The 23,837-nt window shown below is 59.7% G+C and carries 20 protein-coding genes; 9 read left to right on the top strand and 11 right to left on the bottom strand.

The window, feature by feature from the left end:
• Positions 1–459 precede the first annotated feature (459 nt).
• The gene (tyrS, locus tag HPT27_RS19005) at positions 460–1,683 is read right to left on the bottom strand and encodes a tyrosine--tRNA ligase (protein ID WP_172246764.1); all 1,224 of its coding nucleotides are present in this window, start codon (positions 1,681–1,683) and stop codon (positions 460–462) included.
• A 301-nt stretch (positions 1,684–1,984) separates the two neighbouring features.
• Here tyrS and HPT27_RS19000 point away from each other — a divergent pair, with 301 nt between their 5' ends.
• The gene (locus HPT27_RS19000) at positions 1,985–3,298 is read left to right on the top strand and encodes an OapA family protein (RefSeq protein WP_172246762.1); all 1,314 of its coding nucleotides are present in this window, start codon (positions 1,985–1,987) and stop codon (positions 3,296–3,298) included.
• A gap of 154 nt (positions 3,299–3,452) precedes the next feature.
• Positions 3,453–4,565, top strand: coding sequence for an anhydro-N-acetylmuramic acid kinase (locus tag HPT27_RS18995; RefSeq protein WP_172246760.1), 1,113 nt, complete (start codon positions 3,453–3,455; stop codon positions 4,563–4,565).
• A 123-nt stretch (positions 4,566–4,688) separates the two neighbouring features.
• On the opposite strand, the gene HPT27_RS18990 is transcribed toward HPT27_RS18995, so the two are convergent.
• The 4 genes from HPT27_RS18990 to HPT27_RS18975 all read right to left on the bottom strand — a co-directional run bounded on the left by HPT27_RS18990 (position 4,689) and on the right by HPT27_RS18975 (position 6,912).
• Positions 4,689–5,015, bottom strand: a complete 327-nt coding sequence (locus tag HPT27_RS18990; protein WP_172246758.1) for a DMT family transporter — start codon at positions 5,013–5,015, stop codon at positions 4,689–4,691.
• Between the two features lie 173 nt (positions 5,016–5,188).
• Positions 5,189–5,554 carry an iron-sulfur cluster insertion protein ErpA gene (gene erpA / locus HPT27_RS18985; RefSeq protein WP_172246756.1) on the bottom strand — a complete coding sequence of 122 codons (366 nt, stop codon included), beginning with the start codon at positions 5,552–5,554 and terminating at the stop codon, positions 5,189–5,191.
• Positions 5,555–5,707: 153 nt separating this feature from the next.
• Positions 5,708–6,127, bottom strand: a complete 420-nt coding sequence (locus tag HPT27_RS18980; protein WP_172246754.1) for a bactofilin family protein — start codon at positions 6,125–6,127, stop codon at positions 5,708–5,710.
• Positions 6,128–6,198: 71 nt separating this feature from the next.
• On the bottom strand, positions 6,199–6,912 hold the full coding sequence (locus tag HPT27_RS18975) for a DUF6776 family protein (protein WP_172246752.1): 714 nt from the start codon (positions 6,910–6,912) through the stop codon (positions 6,199–6,201).
• A 123-nt stretch (positions 6,913–7,035) separates the two neighbouring features.
• Between HPT27_RS18975 and HPT27_RS18970 the strand changes: the two genes are divergently transcribed.
• Both HPT27_RS18970 and hemJ read left to right on the top strand, forming a co-directional pair.
• A complete protein-coding gene (locus HPT27_RS18970) occupies positions 7,036–8,712 on the top strand; it encodes a chloride channel protein (RefSeq protein ID WP_211198126.1) in 1,677 nt (558 codons plus the stop codon).
• Positions 8,713–8,753: 41 nt separating this feature from the next.
• Complete coding sequence (gene hemJ, locus HPT27_RS18965) at positions 8,754–9,179, top strand: protoporphyrinogen oxidase HemJ (RefSeq protein WP_172246748.1); 426 nt, start codon at positions 8,754–8,756, stop codon at positions 9,177–9,179.
• A 37-nt stretch (positions 9,180–9,216) separates the two neighbouring features.
• Here the strand turns inward: hemJ and HPT27_RS18960 are convergent, their stop codons facing one another.
• Positions 9,217–12,990, bottom strand: coding sequence for a hybrid sensor histidine kinase/response regulator (locus tag HPT27_RS18960; RefSeq protein ID WP_172246746.1), 3,774 nt, complete (start codon positions 12,988–12,990; stop codon positions 9,217–9,219).
• Positions 12,991–13,281: 291 nt separating this feature from the next.
• On the opposite strand from HPT27_RS18960, the gene rlmF reads away from it, so the two are divergent.
• Positions 13,282–14,409: a 23S rRNA (adenine(1618)-N(6))-methyltransferase RlmF gene (rlmF, locus tag HPT27_RS18955; protein ID WP_172246744.1), complete on the top strand. Its 1,128-nt coding sequence runs from the start codon at positions 13,282–13,284 to the stop codon at positions 14,407–14,409.
• Between the two features lie 246 nt (positions 14,410–14,655).
• Here the strand turns inward: rlmF and HPT27_RS18950 are convergent, their stop codons facing one another.
• Positions 14,656–16,500, bottom strand: coding sequence for an ABC transporter transmembrane domain-containing protein (locus HPT27_RS18950; protein WP_172246742.1), 1,845 nt, complete (start codon positions 16,498–16,500; stop codon positions 14,656–14,658).
• Between the two features lie 89 nt (positions 16,501–16,589).
• Entirely contained in the window at positions 16,590–17,759 is a 1,170-nt protein-coding gene (locus HPT27_RS18945; protein WP_172246740.1) for an acyltransferase family protein, read from the bottom strand.
• A gap of 461 nt (positions 17,760–18,220) precedes the next feature.
• Between HPT27_RS18945 and HPT27_RS18940 the strand changes: the two genes are divergently transcribed.
• The 3 genes from HPT27_RS18940 to HPT27_RS18930 all read left to right on the top strand — a co-directional run bounded on the left by HPT27_RS18940 (position 18,221) and on the right by HPT27_RS18930 (position 20,269).
• Positions 18,221–18,559, top strand: a complete 339-nt coding sequence (locus HPT27_RS18940) for a hypothetical protein (protein WP_172246738.1) — start codon at positions 18,221–18,223, stop codon at positions 18,557–18,559.
• Positions 18,560–18,617: 58 nt separating this feature from the next.
• The gene (locus HPT27_RS18935) at positions 18,618–19,376 is read left to right on the top strand and encodes a hypothetical protein (protein WP_172246736.1); all 759 of its coding nucleotides are present in this window, start codon (positions 18,618–18,620) and stop codon (positions 19,374–19,376) included.
• A gap of 218 nt (positions 19,377–19,594) precedes the next feature.
• On the top strand, positions 19,595–20,269 hold the full coding sequence (locus tag HPT27_RS18930; RefSeq protein WP_172246734.1) for a hypothetical protein: 675 nt from the start codon (positions 19,595–19,597) through the stop codon (positions 20,267–20,269).
• 101 nt (positions 20,270–20,370) lie between these two features.
• Here the strand turns inward: HPT27_RS18930 and HPT27_RS18925 are convergent, their stop codons facing one another.
• From HPT27_RS18925 to HPT27_RS18915, 3 genes are read right to left on the bottom strand one after another with little or no spacing between them, the layout of a single operon-like run.
• On the bottom strand, positions 20,371–21,168 hold the full coding sequence (locus tag HPT27_RS18925; RefSeq protein ID WP_172246732.1) for a LytR/AlgR family response regulator transcription factor: 798 nt from the start codon (positions 21,166–21,168) through the stop codon (positions 20,371–20,373).
• Positions 21,165–22,307 (bottom strand): sensor histidine kinase, encoded by a 1,143-nt coding sequence (locus tag HPT27_RS19680; protein WP_172246730.1) that lies wholly within the window; start codon positions 22,305–22,307, stop codon positions 21,165–21,167. The genes HPT27_RS18925 and HPT27_RS19680 overlap by 4 nt, the downstream gene beginning before the upstream one ends.
• Complete coding sequence (locus HPT27_RS18915) at positions 22,304–22,492, bottom strand: rubredoxin (RefSeq protein ID WP_172246728.1); 189 nt, start codon at positions 22,490–22,492, stop codon at positions 22,304–22,306. The genes HPT27_RS19680 and HPT27_RS18915 overlap by 4 nt, the downstream gene beginning before the upstream one ends.
• A gap of 180 nt (positions 22,493–22,672) precedes the next feature.
• Between HPT27_RS18915 and thiD the strand changes: the two genes are divergently transcribed.
• Entirely contained in the window at positions 22,673–23,509 is an 837-nt protein-coding gene (gene thiD / locus HPT27_RS18910) for a bifunctional hydroxymethylpyrimidine kinase/phosphomethylpyrimidine kinase (RefSeq protein WP_172246726.1), read from the top strand.
• The last annotated feature ends 328 nt before the right edge of the window (positions 23,510–23,837 follow it).

Below are 23,837 nucleotides of genomic sequence, written 5' to 3'. Positions count from 1 at the left end.
CTTCGTTCATGTTGTTAAAGAGCGTTTGCCTTTCGGCAGCACCGGATTCACCATCCAGCACATCGCCAGACTTACCGTCCGGCGGGGCGCACATTCTACAGCACCCCATCTGCTTGTCAACACGTCGTTTCCGGCTTTTTTACCGTGTCGCTAGCTTCTATATAAGAGACTGGCGACTGACTTGCTGACCCCGTCTTCGCCGCTACTGGCCGGCTGCTTGCGCTGCCGTCAGCGCGTTGTGCGTCGACAGGGCGCGCATTATAGGCGGGCAAAACCGCAGCGCAACATCTTTTTGAAATCTTTTTGACAAGTCGTACAAGGCTTGCGCAATTTGACCGGCCGCTGCGCAAAAAGGCCGAAAAACAGGCAGTTTTCCTTGGTTTTCCCAACTGACCAAATGACAACGGCAGCCTGCGGCTGCCGTCGTTCTGACTGCGTTTTACTGCTTTCTGTGCATTTTTACTGCAGCGTCACCCGGGCAACGCGGCGCTTGCCAACCTGGAATACCGCAACAGTACCGCGCGCAATCACACGCTTGTCGTCATCCAGTTTGTAACCGTCCACTTTGACCGCGCCCTGCTTGATCATCCGGATTGCCTCCGACGTTGACGCGACCAAACCCGCCTCTTTCAGCAGTCTGGCAATCGGCATGCCGGTGCCATCATCGGTGCAGGCCAGCGCAATCTCTTCCAGATCTTCCGGTAGCGCGCCTTGCGAGAAGCGAGCAATAAATTCGGCTTGGGCGGCGTCAGCGGCAGCCTGATCATGGAACCGGGCAATCAGCTCCTTGGCCAGTTCAAACTTGACGTCACGCGGGTTGCGACCTTCGGCAATTTGCTGCTTTAGCCCAGCGATTTCTTTCAATGGCCGGAAGCTCAGCAGCTCGAACCAGCGCCACATCAGCTCATCCGATACCGACATGATCTTGCCGAACATGTCATTGGCCGACTCAGCAATACCGACGTAATTGCCGAGCGATTTCGACATTTTCTTGACCCCGTCGAGACCTTCGAGCAGCGGCATGGTGATGACGATCTGTGGCTTTTGTCCGTAGCTTTTCTGCAGTTCACGACCCACCAGCAGGTTGAATTTCTGATCGGTGCCACCGAGCTCGACGTCGCATTTCATCGCGACCGAGTCATAGCCCTGCACCAACGGATAGAGAAATTCGTGAATGGCGATCGGCTGGTTGCCTTGATAGCGTTTGGAGAAATCATCGCGCTCCAGCATGCGCGCCACCGTGTACTGGGCGGCCAGCTTGATCATGTCGGAACTGGACATCTTGCCCATCCATTCCGAGTTGAACATGACCACGGTTTTTTCCGGGTCGAGAATCTTGAAGACCTGGGCCTGATAGGTCTTGGCGTTTTCCAGCACGTCCTCTTTGGTTAGCGGCGGCCGGGTGGCGCTCTTGCCGGTGGGGTCGCCGATCATGCCGGTGAAATCGCCAATCAGAAACACCACTTCATGGCCGAATTGCTGGAACTGGCGCATCTTGTTCAGCAGCACGGTATGGCCGAAATGCAGATCCGGTGCAGTCGGATCAAAGCCCGCTTTCACCCGCAGGCGTTTGCCGGCCTTCAATCGCTCTTTCAAATCGTCTGCAACGATGCACTCACCGACGCCACGCATCAGCTCTTCGTACTGTTCTTGCCAGCTACTGGGCTCTTGCCAATCGGCCATTATTTTCCCGCCACCACGGTGTTTCATTACTGAGGAAGAATCCCGGCCAGGCGCCGGGCCGGCGATTCTAGCAGGCCCGATCCAGCCCGTACCGTCCAACAATGACAGCACTGGCTTTTCGCCGCGCCAGACCCCGCGTGAGCCGGTGCCAAGCTTTGTTTCGCATCATATTGATTTTATTCACAAGTCTATTGACCGGAGGATTGGCCGGCCGCTACCTTATCCGGCAACTTTATAAGGGCATTGGCGGACCATGCAGCAGCAGGATTTCCACCCCTCGCACCACAAGGACCAAGGTCCGGTGCCCGGCATCTTGGCCCGATTTGGCTCCCGGCATTATCTCGTCATGGCGAGCGTGGCCTTGCTGGCAGCGGCGCTATGGCTGCCGCTGCCGCACTCCGAGCCGCTGGTCGCACCGCCGCTGTCACCTGCCGCCGACGCCAGCCTTGCTCAGGCCCCGCGCGCCGAGTTGCCGCTGTCGGTGGCGGATCTGGCGCTGCAAGTGGTGCCGGAATTGCCATGGCAAAACGCCACCATTCGTTCTGGCGACAGCCTGTCGAGCTTGTTCAAACGCAACAATCTGAACCCGCGCGATCTGCACGACATCATGCAGCTGCCGATCGCCTCCGATGTGCTGCGCAAGGTGTTGCCCGGTCGTCAGCTCAGTTTCAGCCTGGATGAACACGGCCAATTGCAGGCCATCCGTTATGAACAGGATGCGCTGAACAGTCTGGTCATTCAGCGGCAGGGTCTGACGTTTGTCGCCAAGCAGGAAAGCAAGCCGGTGATTAGCCGCGAGCAGTTCGGCTCGGCCACCATCAATAGCTCGCTGTTTGCGGCCGGCCAGAGCGCCGGCCTGCCTGACAGCGTGATCATGGAACTGGCCAATATCTTCGGTTACGACATCGACTTTGTGCTGGACCTGCGGGAAGGCGATCAATTTGCCCTGGTCTATGAAGAGCGGCTGGTCGATGGCACACCGATCAGTCCCGGGCCGATTCTGGCGGCCGAGTTCGTCAACCAGGGCCAGCGTTTCCGCGCTGTGCGCTATGTCGATACCGACGGCCGCGCCAGCTATTACAGCCCCGATGGCAAATCGCTGCGAAAAGCCTTTTTGCGGGCGCCAGTGCCGTTCTCGCGGGTCAGCTCCAACTTCAATCTGGCCCGCAAGCATCCGATTCTGAACACCATCCGCGCCCACAAGGGTGTGGATTACGCCGCGCCGGCCGGGACTCCGGTCTATGCCGCCGGTGACGGCCGGGTCAGCTTCATGGGCGTCAAAGGCGGCTATGGCCGGCTGATCGCCATCCAGCATGGCAACCAATACACCACCCATTACGCCCACTTGTCGCGCTATGCCAAAGCCCTGCATGCCGGCAGCCGGGTCCGCCAGGGCGAGATCATCGGCTATGTCGGCGCCTCGGGGCTGGCCACGGCGCCGCACCTGCATTACGAGTTTCTGGTCAACGGCAGCGCGCGCAATCCGCGTACCGTTGTCCTGCCGCAAGCCGATCCCATCCCGAACAGCGAGCGCGAGCGCTTTGTCGCGGCCATTCAGGGCCCGCTGGTCCGGCTCGATGCCCGCACCCGCGTGCTGCTGGCCCAGGCCAGGTGACAAATCCGCACAGATGTCAGCTAACGGGTCGACGGCCCGTTAGCGCATAATCCAGCAAAAGAAATAATCGCGGCAGACGCCCCATTCCCGTGGAAGCAACAATAATTGCCGTATGAGCTGCACATTCAGTACCGTCAAAACCGCGTGAGAAAACATGGCTGAGTATTATGTAGGCGCGCTATCCGGCACCAGCATGGATGGCATTGATGTCGCATTGGTGCGCTTTTCCCCACAGCCGGAAATGGTCGAAACCCACTTTCAGGCGTTTCCCACCGAGCTGCGCAAGCAACTGTTTGCCCTGACCGAGCCCGGCGACAACGAGATTGATCGCATGGGTGCCATGGATGTCCAGCTCGGTCAGCTGTTTGCCAAAGCCGTGCGCGATTTGCTGGCCAAAGCCAATGTCGAATCGGTCGAGGTGCGCGCCATTGGAAGCCACGGCCAAACCATCCGGCATCGGCCGAACAGCGATCCGCGCTTCACCCTGCAAATCGGTGACCCGAACGTCATCGCTGTCGAAACCGGCATCCGCGTGGTCGCCGATTTTCGCCGCAAGGATGTCGCGCTTGGCGGCCAGGGCGCACCGCTGGTGCCGGCCTTTCACGACAGCGTATTCCGCAGCCGGCAAGCGGACCGGGTGATTTGCAATATCGGAGGCATTTCCAATGTCACCGTGTTGCCGCGTGGCCAGTTCTCGCCGATTCTCGGATTTGACACCGGCCCCGGTAATACCCTGCTCGATGGCTGGTGTCAGCGCATGCTCGGCGAGCCGATGGACAAGGACGGCATGCTGGCCGCCCGCGGTCGCATCCAGCCGGCGCTGCTGCAAACCATGCTCGAAGATCCGTTCTTTGCCCAGCGGCCACCGAAAAGCACCGGCCCGGAATATTTTTCGATGGAATGGCTGATGCGCCAGCTCGCCGACTTCGGTCGGCCGGGCGTGGCCGACGTGCAGGCCACCTTGCTGGCGCTGACCGTGCACACCATTGCCGATGCTGTAAAAGCGCTGCCGATGATGAAGAACCCGGAAATTTATGTTTGCGGCGGCGGCGCCCACAACATCGCGATCATGCGGGCACTGCAAGTGCAGCTGCCGACCAGCAAGGTCGGCAAAACCGATGAACTCGGCATAGCCGCCGACTGGGTCGAAGCGATGGCCTTCGCCTGGCTCGCCCGGCAACGCATCCAGGAGCAACCGGGCAATCTGCCGATTGTCACCGGCGCCAGTCGGCCGGCAGTGCTGGGCAGCATCTATCTGCCGGGCTGATGCCCGTTACGGCATCAGTGGTTTGAAAAAAAAGCGGCGCCGAGAGCGCCGCTTTTTTTTCGAGTTTCGATGTGGCTCGTCCGTTATCGCCAGCTTGTCGAACTTTCCCAGCACTTCACAAGATCAGGCCACGTCTTTGGTGACCAGCTTCAAGCCAACGCAGCCGGCAACAATCATCGCGATAAAGAACAGGCGCGCCGCATCGCGCGGCTCGTTTAACCACAGCATGCCGATGATCACCGTGCCGAGCGTGCCGATGCCGGTCCAGACAGCATAGGCGGTGCCTACCGGCAACGACTTGACCGCCCAGCCAAGCACGATGACGCTGAGCGTACCGACCACCAGCACAAACACGCTGGGCCAGAACTTGCTGAAGCCCTGAGTTGCCGGCAGCGCCGACGCCCAGGCAATTTCCAGCACACCGGCCACGACCAACCAGAACCACGCCATCGCGCCCCTCCTTCGCCGTTAGGGCCTTCGCCGTTCGGGCCTGCCCCGATGGCGCCACACGAACGAGCCGGAATCTAGCAAGGGATCCGCCGGGATTACCAGCCCGGCGGTGGCGCCAGAAAGCAAAACGCCAGCTTCCGCTGGCGTTTTGTCTTGAAGTTAACAAACTGATTTCAAACCGAAAATGACGATCCGCAGCCGCAGGTGCTCTTGGCATTCGGGTTACGGATAACAAACTGGGCGCCTTGCAGACCTTCGGTGTAATCAATCTCGGCGCCGACCAGATACTGGAAGCTCATCGGGTCGACCAGCAGCTTGACGCCGTCGCGCAGGATCTCGGTATCGTCCTCGGCCTGGTTCTCGTCAAAGGTGAAACCGTATTGAAAGCCGGAGCAGCCGCCACCGGTGACAAAAACCCGCAGCTTCAGGTTTTCGTTCTGCTCTTCGTCAATCAGGCTGCGGACCTTGGCCGCCGCGGACGCCGAAAAGGTCATCGGCGACGGGATAGCATCGGGCAACAGCTCGGTTACTGCGTTCATGACCACTCCTGCGGGTCCGGGGCTATCAAGGTGGGGACACCACCCGGCAAAGCCAAGCGCCGGAAACCCATGCAACGGGGAAAACCTGAGTGGAATTATCAGATAAAGCACCCGGCCGACGCAAATCGACCGGATGCCCGGTGTGAGCCGGCGTCAGACGCTGGGCGAATCCGGCTTGTGTTCCAGCCCTTTCGGTGGCTCTGCCGGTTTGTGTACCAGTTGGCCGTTGATTTCGGCACCCATGCTCATTTCGATCAGGTGGTAATAGACGTTGCCGTGAATACGGGCGTCCGCGCTCAGCGAGACATGGGCATTGGCATAGACATCGCCCTCGACCCGGCCATGAATCACCACATTCGGCACCCGCACTTCGCCCTTGGCGACACCGCTGTTGCCGATGGTCAGCAGGGCTTTCGGATCATCCGATTCGACATTGCCCTCAAGCGTGCCATCCAGATACAGCACGCCGGTAAAACGGATATTGCCGGTGATGGTGGTATGCGGCGATACCAGCGTATCAACGCTGCCGCCACGGACCAGTTTCACGCCCTTTTTCTTGTCATTACCAAACATAGTGCTGCTCCCGCTGAAGGGCCGGACCGGCCTTGCGGTCATTGCCACCGCCAAACCCGTGCTTCGACTGACTACTGAACATTTTGTTGCTCCGGTTGAGGCCAGGCAAAGAGTCGCTCGACCGCCGGCAAACCGTCCTGGCTCGCACTGACCCGCACTTCGCGCGGGACAAAACCGGCCGGGAGCGCCACTTCACCCTCGACATTCTGGAAGTAACGGAAATCAAATTTCTGTGATTCAGCTTTGACTCCCGCCAAGACAAACAAATCAAGCGCCTTGTTGTCGGTGCCGACCAATTGCACCTGCAGCCGGCCGCGCAGATTCTTTTCGTGACTGCGCAGCTGTGCCAGCACCAGACGGTAGCGGACCCGATCGGCACCGAGCGGCAGCACCGTGAACGACTCGATCTGCAAGCCGCTCTTCTCGCCGCTCGGATTCATGATGCTGCGATAGAAGGCGTTTTCCTTCTCCAGCTCCTTGACCGTGTCCTGCAAGGTCTTCAGCGTGGTCTGCAGCTCACTGGACGCCATCTGGTCCACTTGCCGCGATTGGCTGAGCGCGGTCCGGGTCTGCTTCTCCATTGCCAGTTCACGTTGCAGCTGACTGACTTGCTCGCTGAGCTCGGTGCGGGCATCGGCCAGCTGGCGCCGCACGTAATAATCCTCTACCCGGCCAGCGACAAAGACCGCTGCCAGCACCAACAGAATCAAGAGCCAGCGGCGCAGATGCCAGCTGCGCGGCTTGCGTTCCACCACCACATACTGCGAAGTCGTGTTCTTGTTCATGCAATTTCCCGGGAAGTGCCGTGAACGCCGCGGCAGACTCCTCTACAATCAGCAAAAGAAGTCTCAAGGCAAACCGGCGGGATTATGTCACTGATGGAGCGAGCCCGGCTACGGCTGGCAGGGATGGATGCCCTGCTTTTGCTGGCGCTGCTCGGCTTGCTGGTCGGCCTGCTGGCCGGCGGCGTGATTTTGCTGTTCCGCATCTATACGGACGCTGCCATTTTGCTCTGGTTCGGCCAGCAAGTCCGTGCCCAGGATTTCGAATCACTGCCCTGGCAGCTGCGCTTGGCGTTGCCGGTCATTGGCGGTTTTGTGATCGGCGTCGTACTTCATGTGCTGCCACGCCACGTGCGTGCGATGGGCGTTGGTCATGTGCTGGAGCGCCTGTCCGAGCATCAAGGCCATCTGCCGCTGAAAAATGCGCTGGTGCAATTCTTCGCCGGCGGTCTGGTGCTCGCCTGCGGCATGCCGGTCGGTCGCGAAGGCCCGGCCATTCATCTGGGTAGTGCAGTTTCCAGTCTCACCGGTCAATCGCTGCGCCTGCCCAACAACAGCTTGCGGGTGCTGGTCGGTTGTGGCGCTGCTGCCGCCATTGCCGCCTGCTTCAACACGCCGCTTGCCGGCGTTATTTTTGCGCTCGAAGTGGTGATGATGGAATACACCATCGCCAGCTTCATTCCGGTCATTCTTGCCGCCGTGGTCAGCACCGTCATGGCACGACTGGCGTTCGGCAATCACATCGCCTATGAAGTGCCTGCCCTTGATTTGTTGTCGCTCTGGGAAATTCCGGCCGTGGTTTTGCTCGGCCTGTTGGCCGGACTGTGGTCAAGCGGTTTTATCGCTGCGACCACCAAAGTCGCCAGCCTGACCCGGCCCTGGCCACTGTGGACGCGTCCGGCCATCGCCGGCATTGTCATCGGCGTATTGGCGCTAGTAGTTCCGGAAATCATGGGCACCGGTTACGACACTGTCAGCGCCAGTTTTCACGGCAGTTTGCCGTGGACCATTTTGTTGTTTGCGCTGCTCGGCAAAACGCTCGCAACCACACTTTGCAGCGGTCTCAGTGTGCCGGGCGGCGCCATCGGCCCGTCACTGTTCATCGGCGCCACGCTCGGCGGTTTGATTGGAACCGGCGTCAGTGCACTATTGCCGGAACCACATTCTGGCAGCGGCTTCTACGCCATGCTCGGCCTTGCGGCGCTGATGTCGGCAACGCTGCAAGCACCGATGGCCGCGTTGATGGCGCTGCTGGAGTTGACCGGCAATCCCAATATCATTTTGCCCGGCATGCTGACTGTCGTGATTGCCAATCTGGTGGTCAGTCAGGGTTTCAAGCAGCGCTCGATCATTCACACCTTGCTGGCGATCCGCGGCGTCGAAGTCCGGGTCAGTCCGCTCAAGGAGCTGCTCCGCCGGGCCGCCGTCGGCACCGTGATGGACAGCAGTTTTGTTTTGGTCAACAAACAGCTGAGCCGGCACGATGCCGAAATCCTGCTGCGCGGCGAACCACGCTGGCTGCTGGTCCGCGATGGCAACTGGCCAATTGCCCTGATGCATGCCACCGAACTGGCCCGCGCCTTGATAGAAGACAACGCCGAGACCGTCGATCTGCTCGATATTCCGGGCAAGCGGGAAAATCTCGCCTCGGTGCATTTGCAAGCCACACTGGCCGAAGCGCTCGACAACATGGACGAAAAACAGGTCGATGCGGCCTACGTGTTCCAGCGCGGCAATCAGGAACGGATCGCCGGTGTCGTCACCCGCGGCAAGATTGAAAGTTTCTATACCTACAAACACTGACCCTATAACGCTGCACTCAAAAGCGGCGCGGAGAGCATTTGATGTTGTGGCTGAAAGCACTGCACCTGATTTTCATGGTGACCTGGTTTGCCGGTTTGTTTTATTTGCCGCGGCTGTTCGTCTACCACTGCCAAGTCAAGGATGCGGAAAATAACGAACGCTTCAAGGTAATGGAGCGGAAACTGTTCTGGGCCATCACCACACCGGGCGGCGTGCTGACCATACTGTTTGGCCTGTTGCTGATTCACGGCTACGGATTGGACTGGTTCCGGCAGCAAGGCTGGCTGCACATCAAACTGGCATTTGTACTGCTGCTGATTGGCTACCACATCTGGTGCGGCAAGCTGCTTGCAGATTTTGCTGCCGACCGTAACCGCCGCAGCGAGCGCTTTTATCGCGCCATCAACGAGATTCCGGTTCTGCCGCTGATCGCTATCATTTTGCTGGCAGTACTGCGGCCGTTCTAGCGCCAGATTGATGGGTGATAGATCACCACCGCTGGAATCAGTCGCGCGTTGTCGCCATTACATTTGTCGCCGCAACAAAGGCCGACAGCACGGTAGCGAAGGCATCCAGCGAAATCGGTTTGGCCAGATAGTCGGTCATGCCGGCAGCGAGGCAGCGCTCACGATCGCCGGCCATGATGTTGGCGGTGACCGCGACAACTGGCGTATGGATGCCGCGGGCGCGCAGCTGCCGGGTGGCTTCAAAGCCATCCATCACCGGCATCTGACAATCCATGAAAATGCAAAGATACTGACCATCGGCGCTGACGGCAGCGAGCGCCGCCAGACCATCGTCAACGGTATCGACCTGACAACCCAATTTCTCCAACATGCGTTGGGCAACCTGCCGATTGATGGCATTGTCCTCGACCAGCAACACTTTGGCGCCGTGCATATTGACGCTGGCCGCACTCACGGTCGCGGCGCGAGCGACAGCGACACTGTGTGTAGCCGCCGATGACGCCGGAACTGCGGATGTGGCAGTAGCGGTTGAGGTAACGATCGAGGCCGCGGTTGCCGTAAGCGGTGTGCCCGCGATGGCACCGGCAGCGCCACTCCCTGCTGCATTGCTAGTAGCAGAGGTGGTGGATTTGTCCCGATCATTTTCCACGCTGGTGACCACGGCCAGCGGCAACTGGGCAACAAACTCCGAACCGGTGCCGAGAATGCTGTTGGCAGTGATGCTGCCGTTCATCAATTCGATCAATTCCCGGCACAGCGCCAGACCCAGGCCCTTGCCGGCAAAGCGACGATTCCAGCCGCTTTCGCCTTGACTGAAATGCTGGAACAGATGCGCTTGCGTTGCCTTGTCCATGCCGATGCCGGTATCGCGGACAATCAATTGCAGCGCGCCGTCTTTGCCTTCCACTGCGACCAGCACACCACCGCGCACAGTGAACTTGATCGCGTTGCCAAGCAGCTGGGTCAGAATCTGGCGCAGGCGCTGACCGTCGGCGCGCCAATAGCGCGGCAAATCGCTGGCGAGTGTCAGTTCCAACGCCAAGCCTTTCTCGCTGGCGCGCGGCCGCTGCGCGGCGACCACTTCCTGCACCAGCTCCGGCAAATCCACCACTTCGATTTTCAGTTCCACCCGGCGCGCTTCCAGTCGGGCGTAATCGAGCAAGTCATCAATGTGCTGCAGCAGCTCGCTTGCCGAGGCCTGCACGGTGAAGGCATGTTCCTGCTGCTCACCGGAGAGACTGGTTCGCTGCAGCAATTGCAGTGAACCGAGCACACCGTTCAATGGCGTGCGCAGTTCATGGGTCATCGTCGCCAGAAAATCACTCTTGGCCTGACGCGCCTGTTCGGCGGCAAGCCGGGCGTGTTGCATTTCCCAGCGCTGCCGGCGCCAGCGAAGCAGCATCAGCAGAAAGACACCAGCCAGCAGCAAGTAGCCGACATAGGCATAGGCACTGCGCCACCAGGGCGGCGCCACTTCAATGTGTAGCTGAGCCGGTGCGCTCCAGTCACCAAAGCGGCCATCACGGGCGCGCACTTCGAGGATGTATTTGCCTTCGTGCAAACTGGAAAAGCTCGCTTGCCGGGCGTCGGCATTGGTGGTGATCCAGCGATCATCAAGCCCTTTCAGTCGATAGCTGTACTCAAGCGTGCGCGGATGAGCAAAACTGAGTGCGGAAAACTCGACGCTGAACAAAGTGTCGTCATACCCAAGTTTCAATTCCGGCCCGGTGACTGGCGCGCGTTCGGCGCGGGCCGCAAACGGGACCGGCTCATTGCGCAGCCGCAGCAAGGTAAAAACTGGCGACGGCAGCGGCCCGAGCGGCGTCAATTGATTCGGATTAAATACGGTCAAGCCGCTGACACCACCAAAATAGAAGCGGCCATCCGCACCGGTGGTCCAGGCGCCCAGATTGAATTCATCGCCCTGAATGCCGTCGGCTGGCGTGTAGGTCAGAAACTGGTTGCTGACCTCATCAAACCGGATCAACCCGCGGTTGCTGCTGAGCCAATAAATGCCGTCACGCTGGCGCTGAATCCCCCAGAGCGTATCGACCGGCAAACCATCCTGCATCCGGAAACTTTTGAACCGCTGCGAGGCCGGATCGAAAATGTTCAGACCACCGCCTTCGGTGGTCAGCAACAAACGGCCACTTTGCTCGACCAGAATTGCGGTCACGCTGTCCGAACTCAGGCTGTACGGATCGTCCGGATGAAATTGCCAGCGCTGAAATTGCCGGGTTTCCGGATCAAAGCGGAGCAGGCCGGCGCGAATGCAGCCGCCGAGCCAGAGCTCGCCTTTCAGGCCCGGCGTGACGGTGTACAAGCAGGTGTCAGCGCTGCCGCCACTTTCGCTCGGTGGCGCAAACAATTCAGTTTGTCCGGAACTAATCTGGTACCGAACCAGACCGGCGCGCGTCGCCAGCCACAGCGCGTCATCACCGGCCGGAGTCATGTCGTAGACGGTGCCGGCGTGCAGATCGACGGCCGCCGCAGCGGCTTGCGGTGCCGGCCGGGCAGCTGCGGTTTTCTGATCGATACGGGTCAAACCGCGCGTCCGCTGTCCGGCCCAAATGGTGCCGCGCGGATGCTCCAGCAAACTCAGCACCAGATCATCACGCTGACTGCCTTGCTCTGCCTGCACCGGAACAATGGTCAGCGCCGAGCGATCGACGCTGAACCGGTGCAGCATGGCGCCAAACGTGCCGACCCACAGCTGACCGGCGCTGTCTTCCAGCACGCTCATCACCGAATTGTTTTGCAGCGCGTTGTCGCCGCTGTGCTGACGCAGCAATTCAAATTGCCGGGTCGCCGGATTGTGCAGTGACATGCCGTTCAAACCGCCGAGCCAGATCAGGCCATCACGATCTTCCAGCAGCGCAAAAGGCCGCTCGTCGGCGAGTGAATGCGGATCCGCCGGGTCCGGCGTGTAATGCCGAATGCGCTGGCCATCGTTGCTGCGGACGATCACGCCATTGCGGGTACCGATCCACAATTGGCCGTTGCGATCGCGCAGCAGGCTCAGCACCTGCCGACCGGAGCCGGTCAAATCCGGCAACCAGATCGCCAGCTTTTCTTCCAGCACGCCACTGTCCGTGCGCAAGCTGAACAGACCGTTATCGGTGCCAATCAGCAGTTGTTGATCGCCGTCGACAAACAGCGTTTGCAAGCGCCGCGCGCGCAGCTCTTCCAGCGCCGGAAAACGATCAACGGCCGGCCGGACATGGCCGTCACGTCCTTGCCACCACAACCCTTCGGCAGTGATGCTCCAGCGGGTGTCGCCGGCGCGCACGCTGGCCAGCATCGCCAAGCCGGCGGTGCCGGCCACTTGCAGAAAACTGCCGTCGGCCTGTTGCTGCCAGAGACCATCGTCAGTGCTGGCCAACACGCCACCATCGAGCAGCAGATCGTGGATACGGCGACTACCCGCAGCACCGGCCAGATTGATCCGCTCGAACTGCTGGCTGCGATCATCAAACCGGGCCAGACCGTTGTCGGCGGTGCCGACCCACAGATCGCCGGATTGCGTTTGCACCAGCGCATTGATATCGCTGGACGGCAGCGTATTGGCATCGCCCGGACGGGCGTAATACGACTGGAAGCGGTGGCCGTCGTAACGGTTCAGGCCGTTGCGGGTACCGAGCCACAGAAAACCGCGCTGATCCTGCAGCATGGCTTTGACGTGACCATCGGACAGCCCCTGCTCGATATAGAAACGCTGGAAGCGCAAATCGTCGGCGCGCACCGGCAGTGGCCCCAGCAGCAGCGAGGCCAACGATGCAATCAAGGCAATCCAGAGCGGGCGGGCAGACACGGCGAGCTATCCTGATGCCGGGCAGGCCGCCACTATAGCGCGACCGCCGGCTGCTGCCGAATGCTGGTATTGCCGAATGTAGGTCTTGCCGAAAACCGGCATTATCGAAGCATGTTATTGCCGTGAATACCGGCGACGTGGTGACGACTGAAGACCGTGCTGGCGCAGCCCGCCATGCCGCGTGCAACAAATCGGCGCAAACCGGCCCAGCCGCCGATGCGCTAAGATGACCGGCCTCTGATGCGGTAACGCACCATCACCGCGCTCATCTCTGCCCTGCTCCGGTCGCGCATGAACCGTCGACACCACACCGCTGGCGCATCGCCCGGCACGTCCGCCAACCGGTCGCCCGACCTGGCCAGTGACAAAGCCAGCGACAACGCCAGCGCCAGATCCAAAACCACGGCCACCGCCAAGCCCGAGCTGCATCCGCGCAATCGCCACCGTGGCCCGTACGATTTTCCTGCCCTGATCAGCACCGAGCCGGCGCTGGCGGCATTCGTCGCCACCAATCTTTACGGCAATCTGACGCTCGACTTTGCCAATCCACTGGCCGTCAAGACGCTGAACCGGGCCTTGCTGCGTCAGTTCTATCAGGTGCGCGATTGGGATATTCCGGCGCAGTATCTGTGCCCGCCAATCCCCGGCCGCGCCGATTATCTGCATTACCTGGCCGATCTGCTGGCGCGCGGCAATGACGGCGTCATTCCGCGCGGCCCGCGCGTTCGGCTGCTGGATATCGGCACCGGTGCCAATCTGGTGTATCCGCTGCTCGGCCAACATGAATACGGTTGGCAATTTGTCGCGGCAGATATCGACCAGCCAGCACTCGCCAATGCCGCCACCATTCTCCGCGCCAATCCCGGTTTGAGCGAGCACATTGCCCTGCGCTGGCAAACGCAACCGGAACGGATTTTTGCCGGCGTTGTTGAGCGCGATGAGCGCTTTGATTTGACCCTGTGCAATCCGCCGTTTCACCGGTCATTGGCCGAGGCACAGGCCGGCACCGAACGGAAATTGCGCGGGCTGGCCGCAAGTGCCGGAAAAAACGCCGGCAGCCATCGCGGCAACCGCAAACGAATCGGCGCGTCCGGTGCTGGTAATCGGGATGGCGACAAAGAAGCCCCCGCCTTGAATTTCGGCGGTCAGGCGGCCGAGCTGTATTGCCCCGGCGGCGAAGCAGCGTTTATCAAGCGCATGATCCGTGAAAGTGCCGACGTCTCGAAACAGGTGCTGTGGTTCAGCACGCTGGTATCCAAAGCGGAAAATCTGCCGGGCATACATCGCGCCTTGCAGCAACTTCCGGTTGCCGAATACCAGACCGTGACCATGGCGCAAGGTCAAAAACAAAGCCGGTTTGTCGCCTGGACGTTTTTACCGGTGGCCCAGCGGCTGGCCTGGCAGAGGACGCGCTGGTAAAAATCTGCTGAGAGTTTCGGTTTGCGGTGAGTTGTTGAGAGTTGCTGAGAGGTATTGTCGCGTGTAGCGGAGCCCCTCATCCGGCGCGGCGCGCCACCTTCTCCCGGCGGGAGAAGGATACGAGAGCAGATCCGGCCGGACATATTCACTGCGCAAAGCGAACGCGAAGCCAATCAGAAGACCTGTCAGAAAGCCAGTCAGAATGCCAATCAAAAAAGCGAGTCAGAACGTTGGTCGCAAACGCGCTCAGCCTGCTTCCAACTCGGCCGACTCGTGCAAAAACTGCAGCCGCGCCAACTTGGCGTACAACGGATTGTCACGCACCAGTTCATCATGGCTGCCGAGTGCGACCAGCTTGCCTTTGTCCAGCACGGCAATGCGATCGGCATGGCGCACGGTCGCCAATCGGTGCGCGATGATCAGCGTGGTGCGATTCTGCATCAACCGATCCAGCGCCAGCTGCACCATGCGCTCGCTTTCGGCGTCGAGCGCGCTGGTCGCTTCATCAAGCAGCAGCACCGGCCGGTCGGCGAGCAAGGCGCGGGCAATGGCCAGCCGCTGACGCTGACCACCGGACAAACGCACGCCGCGCTCGCCCAGTTGCGCATCGAGCCCGCCTGGCATTTGCTCGACAAAGTCGAGCGCGTAGGCCGCTTCAAGCGCGGAGCGCACCTCGGCATCACTGGCCTCGGGCCGCGCAAAGCGAACATTCTCACGCACGCTGTCGGCAAAGATGACCGGGTCCTGCGGCACCAAAGCAAGATGCGAGCGCAGCGCCTGCGGATCAAGTTGCCGAATGTCCTGGCCATCGAGCCGGATCACGCCATTTTCCGGATCATAAAAGCGCAGCAGCAATTGAAACGCCGTGCTTTTGCCGGCACCGCTCGGGCCGACCAGCGCAACACGCTCGCCGGCTTTCACGGTCAAGGAAAAATCATTCAGCGCGGCGCTGTCGGGCCGGGTCGGATAATGGAAATGTACCTGCTCAAAACACAGTTCGCCGCGCACCGGCGTCGGCAAGGCTTGCGGTTCGGCTGGAGCGGTAATCAGCGGCCGGGTGCTGAGCAATTCCATCAGCCGCTCAGTCGCGCCGGCAGCGCGCTGCAAATCACCAAACACTTCACTTATGGTGCCGACGGCGCTTGCCACGATCACCGCATAGAACACAAACGCCGACAATTGCCCGGCCGTGATGCGGCCGGCGATCACATCGTGTCCGCCGGTCCACAAGATAAAACCGATGGCGCCGAAGGCCAGCACAATCACGATGGCAATCAGCGCCGCCCGTGCCCGTATCCTTGCCTTGGCGGTGCCGAGGACGGCATCAAGATGGGCGGCGAAACGCGATTTCATCACCGGCTCGGCCACCGAGGCCTGCACGGTGCGCACTTCATGCAGTGCTTCATCAAGAAAGGCACTGGCATCGCCCAGCCGCGCTTGCGAATCGCGCGCCAGGCCACGCACCCGGCGACCGAATACGATGATCGGCACCACCACCAGCGGCACCGCCAACAGCACAAACGCGGTCAGCTTGACGCTGGTAAAAAACAGCATGATCAAACCACCGACCAACATCAGGGCATTGCGCAGCGCCATCGACAGGCTGGAACCGATCACGGTTTCCAGCATCGTGGTGTCATTGGTCAGCCGTGACAGCGCTTCGCCGGTGCGGGTGTTTTCATAGAACTGCGGTGACAGCGTCAACAGATGCTCGAATACCTGCCGGCGCAGATCGGCAATCACCCGCTCACCCAGCCACGAGACAAAATAGAACCGGACGTAAGTCGCCATGGCCAGCACCAGCACGACCACCAGAAAAAACGCCATCGCCTGATTCAATGCATCCGGCGCGCTGGTCGCGAGGCCTTTGTCGATCACGGCTTTCAGGCCCTGACCGAGCACCAGAAAACTGCTGGCGGCGATCACCAGTGCCACCAAGGCAATGGCGATCTGTTTGCGATACGGCCGCAGCAGCTCCGACAACTTGCGCAGTTGACCGAGCTTGGCTTTCGGCTGCTCGGTATTGGCGCTGGCAGCGTTGTGACCGGCGGCGTTGTGACTGACGGTGGAGTTCGAATCGGCGGCGGACATGGCCAGCTCCAGCAAAGGCAGGCGCTGATCATGAGGCCTGGGTGGCCGGAATCAACCGGCCACCGACAGATTTCATCGACTCTGCACGCTCAGTCACCGCCAACCGCTTGTGCAACCGGCAGCACGGAAACGGGCGCTGCCAGACTCGGGCGCCGCGGCTTCAGGCCAAACAGCAAGCGCAGCAGCGCAACGCGCTTGATCAGCAGCTCATACAGCATCAGGCAAATCACCGTGGTCAGCCCCAGCACCACCAGATACTTGCTGCCCCAAGACCACGGCTGCTGAATCACGTAGTAGCCAATCGCGATAATCACGGTCTGGTGCAGGATGTAGACCGGGTAGGTCGCTTCCCGCAGATAGCGCAGCAGGCCATTGCTGAACGACAACCAGCGCTTGCCGTAGCCGAAGAACACCAGCAACCACGTCCAGGTAAATAGATTGGCCGTGACCGCATCGAACGGTGTGTCTTCCACCAGCAAACCGGTCTTCTTGAGAGTCAGAATCGCGACCACCAAGGCCACGCCCACCAACAGCGATTGCCGTCGCGTGCGCATCAGCCAATCCCAGCTACCCGGCACTGCCGCCAAAACAAAACCATAAATAAACAGCAGCGCGTAGTGATTGAACGTGTACCAATCGCGGGTCAGGTTGTGCGTTTCCGGGAACAGTGGTTTCAACACGGCTTCGTTGATGCCAATCGGCAAGGCCAGCGCATACAACCAGCGGCCCGGCTGAATACTGAGCCCCTTGCGCCAGCGGGCAAACAGCGGCATCAGCACCAGACAGTAAACAAACAGGTAGACGATGAACCACAGGTGATGCCAGCTGAAATCGCCTTGCGGATAGGCCTGAAACTGCAGCACCTTTTCCACGTAGTAATGGAAATAATCGCCCTGCCACTGGCCACGAAACAGGCGCTCGAAGTAAATCTGCGGCGGCACGATCAGGAACATGCCCGCGACCAGCGGCAAGAACAGCCGCAGCGTCCGCTCCTTCAACACCGCGCCGGTGCTACGCCGACCCAGGGCAAAGAAAATGCTGGCGCCGGCAATCACGAACAGCAACGGCATCCGCAACCGATGCGCGATATCCATCGGCATCACCAGCGACGTGGCGGTTTCGGCATTCTCGATATGCCAGCCCCACCCGACAAACAACATGCCGGTATGGAACAACAGCAGGAAACCGATGGCGATAATCCGCAAGCAGTCCAGAAACTCGGCCCGCTCCGCGGGTGTAGGTGCAGCAATGGTGGTCATGATGCCTCCGTGGCCAAAAGGGCGTGGAGGAAGTTTCAGGGTAAGCGTGGATTGCTGCAGCGGGTTTGGGGTGAGCGGGACCGGGATAGGGTGAGCGGAACCACGAAGGGCGGGCATGACTCGCCGCTTTTTTAAATCGCCAAGAAATGATGCGTCATGACGCCCACCATGCCCCCAACTCCCTACCTGATCCAATTGCGAAAGTTGCAATCACGCCTTTCAGCCATTTTGCAGAAAGCAAATTTCTCATTACAAAACGATACAGCCAGATACAAATCGATGTTGCGCTCCTAGAACGGAGGGGGTTAAGAATCGTCTTGCTCAGGAACGAGTGTGCAGGAAAACAGCCGACCTGTTGCAGTTAGGCCTGGGCCATTGTCACTGCTGTCTTCACAAGTAAATAAATACCTACCCATAACCGCTTGCCATCAGGCAAGTCACAAGCAAAAGGACGCGCAACGATGAAAAATGTACTTGGGGGATTGCTGTTGGCTTTGTGCTGCAGTCTTGTCGTCTTCGCCGACGAAACCGTTGATGAGTTTCTGGATTGGGCTGAAGACAATGGCTATAGCACCTATACCAACTGGGCCGATCGGCCAGATGAGGGAACAACCGACGTGGTGATAGCGGCAGTGGACGACAACGGTGTGGTTATCCAGGAAGGAACCTTTGACTCTCGCACTCAACGGGGAAATTCATACGATAGTGGAGAGTCGTTCTCAAGCTGGATGCGTAGGTGGGGCTTTCTCCGCTGTGGCATCAGTTGCAGTGATGGCGACCCAAATTTCTCCCCGCGCTAGTGCATGACATGATCGAATCACGCTTGTTCGCTTATCCAAGAGATCAGAAGGAACTTAAATGATGACATCGTGGCGATGGAAGCTTCTACTACTGCTCGCGTTGCTGACAACCGGGTGGGTCGTGACACAGAAATGGCAACAGTCTGCAACGCACTCCGAAACGGAACGCGCTGTCCTCCCGCAACCAGCAGATACTACAACGATATACCGACCGAAAACCGCATCCGAAGCGGTGGAACCTACATTCTCGGCTGCGTCGACGTCGGCGTCGTCACTCGATCCGACACAGGACATGCCGGAGCCGACGGAGACCTATGTTCGAGACCGGATGCCGGACAATCTGCAGTCGATCCGCAACGCCGATATCCTTGAGTTCGACCGCAAGATCAGTCCGCATACTGCCGGTGGAGCGGTGTATATGCACAAGCTGCTGTCGCAGCCCCGTGACGAGGAATGGGCCTCCGCGACCGAAGAAATTCTGCGGCAAGTAACGGAGCAGTTCTATGCTGCAATAAACAGCGCGTCCAATACCAAGATTGCTGCTTTGCATGTGGAATGTCGTACCGATCTGTGCTACGTGGACTTACCTTATGACACGTACTGGGAGAGCGACAAATTACGGCGGGGTGGTGACCGAAAAGCGGATATGCACATTTACTCGCTGGTTGGCAAGGAAGGCGAGCCGTTTGCTCATCAATTGGTAAAGAACGGCGTTGGTACCAACTACGAGGATAAAAGTGTTGCCCGATGGATTTTGGCATTTGATCGGGGCGAGGCTACCGCTGTGCTCTATGCCAATTCCCCACCTCCGGGCTGATGCCAACACTCCTGCAAGTGAGGCAATCGCGTTATTGCCTCACTTGCGATTTTCCTCGTTTCAAACATATCTGCCTGCAGTCGTATCAATCACTCTCGCGCAGGTCGTTGTCCAAGGGGCCATAAGGAACTCAGATGATGGCATCTCAGCTATGGAAGCCTCTACTACTGACCGCTTTGCTGGCAACCGGGTGAGTCTTGACACAGGAATGGCGACAATTGGCTACTCTCGCCGAGCCGGAACGGGGCGTCCTTCCGAAACCAACACCGACTGCAGCGGTAACCCTGCAGGAAACAACTGCCGAATCCGTGGCATCTAACTTGACGGCGACACCCGCGCCGGCAAGTCAGATCGATCCTGCACAACACATATTGGTGCCAACGGAGACCTATTTTCGCGGTCGGATGCCCGATAATTTGTTGTCAACCCGCAACGCTGACATCCTCGAATTCGGTCGGCTGGTTAGTCCCGAAACCGCCGGAATGAAGGAGTACATGCACAAGCTGTTATTACAAGACCGTGTCGAAGAATGGGCCAGCGCGACCGAAGAATCGCTATGTCAAGTAACGGAGCAGTTCTACAGTGTGATAAACAGTACTGCTGATAAGAAGATTCAGGCTCTACATGTAGAATGCCGCACGGGTCTCTGTTATGTCGACTTGCCGCACGATAGCTATGCGCAAGCCGACCGGCTTCGGCGTGGCGGCGATCGACGCGCGGACCTGCATATTTACGCGCTGATCGGCAAGGAAGGTGAACCGTTTTACCATCAATTGGTAGAGAATGGCGTTGGCACTAACTACGAGAACGAGAATGTAACTCGATGGATTTTGGCATTTGACCGCGGCGAGGCTACCGCTGCGATCTATGCCAATTCACCGCCTCCTGGCTGAGGCTTACCGTCACTTGAAGTGAGGCAGTAGCATTTTCGCCTCACTTGAGACTTCTTTTCCACCAAGAATGTCCCAACCTCGACCTACGCAGAACGCCGTATTCAGCGACTCCCCAGCAACCGCAGCAGCTCCTCGTTATATCGTCGACTCATCCGGACCGTCATGCCGCTGCGCAGCACGATCTCGTAATCCCCTTTGAACAGCGGTTCCAGCCGGAGGATTTCGCGCAGGTTGACGGCGGCGGATTTGTGCACGCGGACGAATTGGCGTGGGTCGAGTTGGCTGAGCAGATCTTGCAGCGTGCGGCGCAGGGTGTAGCGGGTGTTCTCGGTGTGCAGGTGCAGGTAGTTGTCATCGGCTTGGCACCAGTGGATGCGGTCGACGTCGAGCAGTTGCAGGCCTTCACCGACCGGCACCAGCAGGCGATTCAGTGGGCCTTGTTGCTGTTGCAGGGCGCGGGCGGTGTGGCGGGCGCTGTCAGCGGCATTCGCGGTGTCGGTCGCATCGGCGGTATCGGCAGTTGCCGGCATGCGGCGCGTTTGCAGGCGCTGTTGCACCCGGCTCAGCGTGCGCAGCAGGCGGTCTTTGTCGTAGGGTTTGAGCAGGTAGTCGACGGCGTTGAGCTCGAAGGCTTTGATGGCGTGATCATCGAACGCGGTGACGAAGACGATGAGCGGTGCGGGCGTGACATCGATTTGCGCGGCGACTTCGAGGCCGCTCAAGCCGGGCATCTGGATATCGAGCAGCACCAGATCCGGGTGCTGCTTGACGATGGCTTCAGCGGCGCTGAGACCGTTGTCGGCTTCGCCAATGACGGTGAAGGCGTTTTGCTCGGCGAGCCAGCGTTGCAGTTTGGCGCGGGCCGGCGCTTCGTCGTCGACAATCAGTACGCGGATCATGGCGACACCGGCAAGCGGATGTGCACGCGGTGGGCGTTTGCGGTGTGCTCAATCTGCAAGCTGGCGCGCTCGCCATACAGCGCTTGCAGACGTTCGCGACAATTGCGCAGGCCGATGCCGGTGCCGTTCTTGTTTTGGTGATGGTGTTGGTTATGGCTTTGACCGCTGGAGCCACCCTGCGTGGACGGCAGCGAATTGCTGACCTGCAGTTGCAGCATCTCGCCGTCGCGATTGGCGCTGACGTGAAGCGCAATCGGCTCGCGGCTTTGCTCGACGGCGTGCTTGAAGGCGTTTTCCAGCAGCGGTTGCAACAACAGGGCCGGTACCGACAGCGCGAGGCAGTCATCGCTGATATCCCACTCCAGCGCGACCCGCGGACCAAAACGCTCGGTCATGATCTCGGCGTATAGCTTGGCGAGTTGCAGCTCGTCGCGCAGCAGGATGGTGTTCTGTTCACCGAGGGTCAAGCTGGCGCGCAGCAGATCGGCAAGGCGAATGAGCAGGCGGTCGGCACGCTCGACATCGCTGTGCATGAACGAGGAAATGGTGTTCAGCGTGTTGAACAGAAAATGCGGCTGCAGCTGGGCTTTCAGTTGCTGCAATTTGGCTTCGGTCAGGGCTTGCTGCATGGCGTGCAAGCGGGTCTGCTGCTCGCGCCAGGCGAGAAAAGAATGGACGCCGAACACCACGCCCAACCAGAGCCCGAGAAACAGCGCCAGCTTCAGGGTTTCGTAGACATAGACGGTTGGCCACGGCGGGTGGTGATAGCTCAAACCAGCCGCCGCATACACGGCATGACGCAGACCAAACGCGCAGACGATGAACACCAGCGAAGCCAGCGGCAGCCATTTCAGATGCTGCCAGAACCAGTGCCAGGGCGTCGCCAGCAGATGCTGCAGTCGGCTGCCATAACGCAGCATCAGCGCCGTCATCGCGGTGCCGACCACCGCAGACGAACCTTCCCAGAGCAGCGGTTGCCACCAGAGAATGCTGTCGTCATCCCAGTTGTCCTGCACGGCGACAAAAATCATCAGCAGCCAGAACAGCAGCCACAGAATCAGCAGCGCCCGCCACAGGTTCCGCGGCCAGGCCGTCCACGGCGGTTGACCAACGGTGAGGGCCGGGCCGGTCACTGTCACTCGACTTCCACCATTTCAAAGTCTTCCTTGCGGGCGCCACAGTCCGGGCAGACCCAGTTCATCGGGATGTCGTCCCAACGTGTCCCGGGGGCTATGCCGTCATCCGGCCAGCCTTTTTCTTCTTCGTACATCCAGCCACAGACCAGGCACATGAACTTGCGATAGGGCACAGCAGAGACTCCCATGGGATCAACGGTTTGGTCGGCATTGTAGTGGCCCGCCGGCCGGACTGCGCGGGCTTTGTGGTGAGCGGGACAGTGAGCGGGACAGCGACCGGCCGACCGGCGATGGAACGGCGTCGGCGGCACTAATCCGGGCGCCGGGCTCTGGTATCATCATCGTCCTTTCGTTTCTGGAACCTAGTCATGCCCGGCCCCCTACCTCCTGTCGTTCTTTGCTTTTCCGGTAACGACCCGTCCGGTGGCGCAGGCATTTCGGCCGATATCGAAACCCTGGTCAGCCTCGGCTGCCATTGCGCCCCCGTCATTACCGTGCTGACCGTGCAGGACAGCAGCAACATTCATGAGTTTGAACCGGTTGAGCCGGATCTGATCAAAGGCCAGGCGCTGGCCGTGCTGCGCGATTTGAACGTCGCCGTGATCAAAATTGGTTTACTGGCGAACCCGGCGGTGGTCAGCACCATTGCCGAGATCATCAAGAACTACCCGAACATTCCGGTGGTGCTGGATCCGATTCTTGCGGCCGGTGGCGGCACGGTTACTGCCGATGAGATTTTCATCAAAACCCTGAAGCGGGAATTGCTGCCGCTGGCGACGCTGGCAACGCCGAACGCGCGCGAAGCGCGGCAATTGTTTCCGGATGCCGACTCGCTGGAGCAATGCGCCGAAGAGCTGCTCGATCTCGGTTGCGAGAACGTGCTGATCACCGGCGCCGATGAACCGACCGTTGTCGTGCATAACACGCTGTACAGCGCCGAGTTTGAAACCGAAACCTTTCATTGGGAACGGCTGCCGGCGATGTATCACGGTTCCGGTTGCACCCTGGCCGCGGCCTGTGCCGGGTTGATGGCGCAAGGTTTGAATTTGTTTGATGCCATCAATGAAGCGCAGGAATACACCTTCAATGCCTTGAAGGAAGGCCATGCGCTCGGCGCCGGCCAGCTGATGCCCAATCGCCTGTTCTGGGCGCAAAGCAAAGAAGCCGAAGGCGAAACCGAAAACGCCGAAGAAGAAGAGAAGTAAGCGCCTCACCGGTGCGGACCGCTTGCCACGGTCCGCACTGTCAGCTTCATTTACAGCTCTGCATCACCTTCACAAGCACGGGCCCACACCGCCATTACCGCCTCACCCCCGCGCTACAAAAAACTACAAAAAAGGCGCCGCCTGCAGGTTGCTTTCCGTTCACGTCAGGTCTAGTTTTAGCCGCGCTGTCGCAACAAAAAAACAAGCAGAATCACCACACCCATCGTGTCTTACCACGCCTCGCGTGGGTACGTATGGTCGTCGCCAAGGTCGGAGGGGCCTTATGCTGTCGGCTGTCGTAGATCAGGTTCATTTCGTCAAAGCTCAT

The organism is Permianibacter fluminis (genome assembly GCF_013179735.1).
Classification (GTDB): Bacteria; Pseudomonadota; Gammaproteobacteria; order Enterobacterales; family Permianibacteraceae; genus Permianibacter; species Permianibacter fluminis.
This window is presented reverse-complemented; position numbering and strand designations above follow the sequence as displayed.

Excerpts from the sequence above, each read along its gene's own strand:
- tyrS (WP_172246764.1), bottom strand. The coding sequence starts at position 1,683 with ATGGCCGATTGGCAAGAGCCCAGTAGCTGGCAAGAACAGTACGAAGAG.
- HPT27_RS18995 (WP_172246760.1), top strand. The coding sequence starts at position 3,453 with ATGGCTGAGTATTATGTAGGCGCGCTATCCGGCACCAGCATGGATGGC.
- HPT27_RS18990 (WP_172246758.1), bottom strand. The coding sequence starts at position 5,015 with ATGGCGTGGTTCTGGTTGGTCGTGGCCGGTGTGCTGGAAATTGCCTGG.
- erpA (WP_172246756.1), bottom strand. The coding sequence starts at position 5,554 with ATGAACGCAGTAACCGAGCTGTTGCCCGATGCTATCCCGTCGCCGATG.
- HPT27_RS18980 (WP_172246754.1), bottom strand. The coding sequence starts at position 6,127 with ATGTTTGGTAATGACAAGAAAAAGGGCGTGAAACTGGTCCGTGGCGGC.
- HPT27_RS18975 (WP_172246752.1), bottom strand. The coding sequence starts at position 6,912 with ATGAACAAGAACACGACTTCGCAGTATGTGGTGGTGGAACGCAAGCCG.
- HPT27_RS18970 (WP_211198126.1), top strand. The coding sequence starts at position 7,036 with ATGGATGCCCTGCTTTTGCTGGCGCTGCTCGGCTTGCTGGTCGGCCTG.
- hemJ (WP_172246748.1), top strand. The coding sequence starts at position 8,754 with ATGTTGTGGCTGAAAGCACTGCACCTGATTTTCATGGTGACCTGGTTT.
- rlmF (WP_172246744.1), top strand. The coding sequence starts at position 13,282 with ATGAACCGTCGACACCACACCGCTGGCGCATCGCCCGGCACGTCCGCC.
- HPT27_RS18950 (WP_172246742.1), bottom strand. The coding sequence starts at position 16,500 with ATGTCCGCCGCCGATTCGAACTCCACCGTCAGTCACAACGCCGCCGGT.
- HPT27_RS18945 (WP_172246740.1), bottom strand. The coding sequence starts at position 17,759 with ATGACCACCATTGCTGCACCTACACCCGCGGAGCGGGCCGAGTTTCTG.
- HPT27_RS18940 (WP_172246738.1), top strand. The coding sequence starts at position 18,221 with ATGAAAAATGTACTTGGGGGATTGCTGTTGGCTTTGTGCTGCAGTCTT.
- HPT27_RS18935 (WP_172246736.1), top strand. The coding sequence starts at position 18,618 with ATGATGACATCGTGGCGATGGAAGCTTCTACTACTGCTCGCGTTGCTG.
- HPT27_RS18925 (WP_172246732.1), bottom strand. The coding sequence starts at position 21,168 with ATGATCCGCGTACTGATTGTCGACGACGAAGCGCCGGCCCGCGCCAAA.
- HPT27_RS18915 (WP_172246728.1), bottom strand. The coding sequence starts at position 22,492 with ATGGGAGTCTCTGCTGTGCCCTATCGCAAGTTCATGTGCCTGGTCTGT.
- thiD (WP_172246726.1), top strand. The coding sequence starts at position 22,673 with ATGCCCGGCCCCCTACCTCCTGTCGTTCTTTGCTTTTCCGGTAACGAC.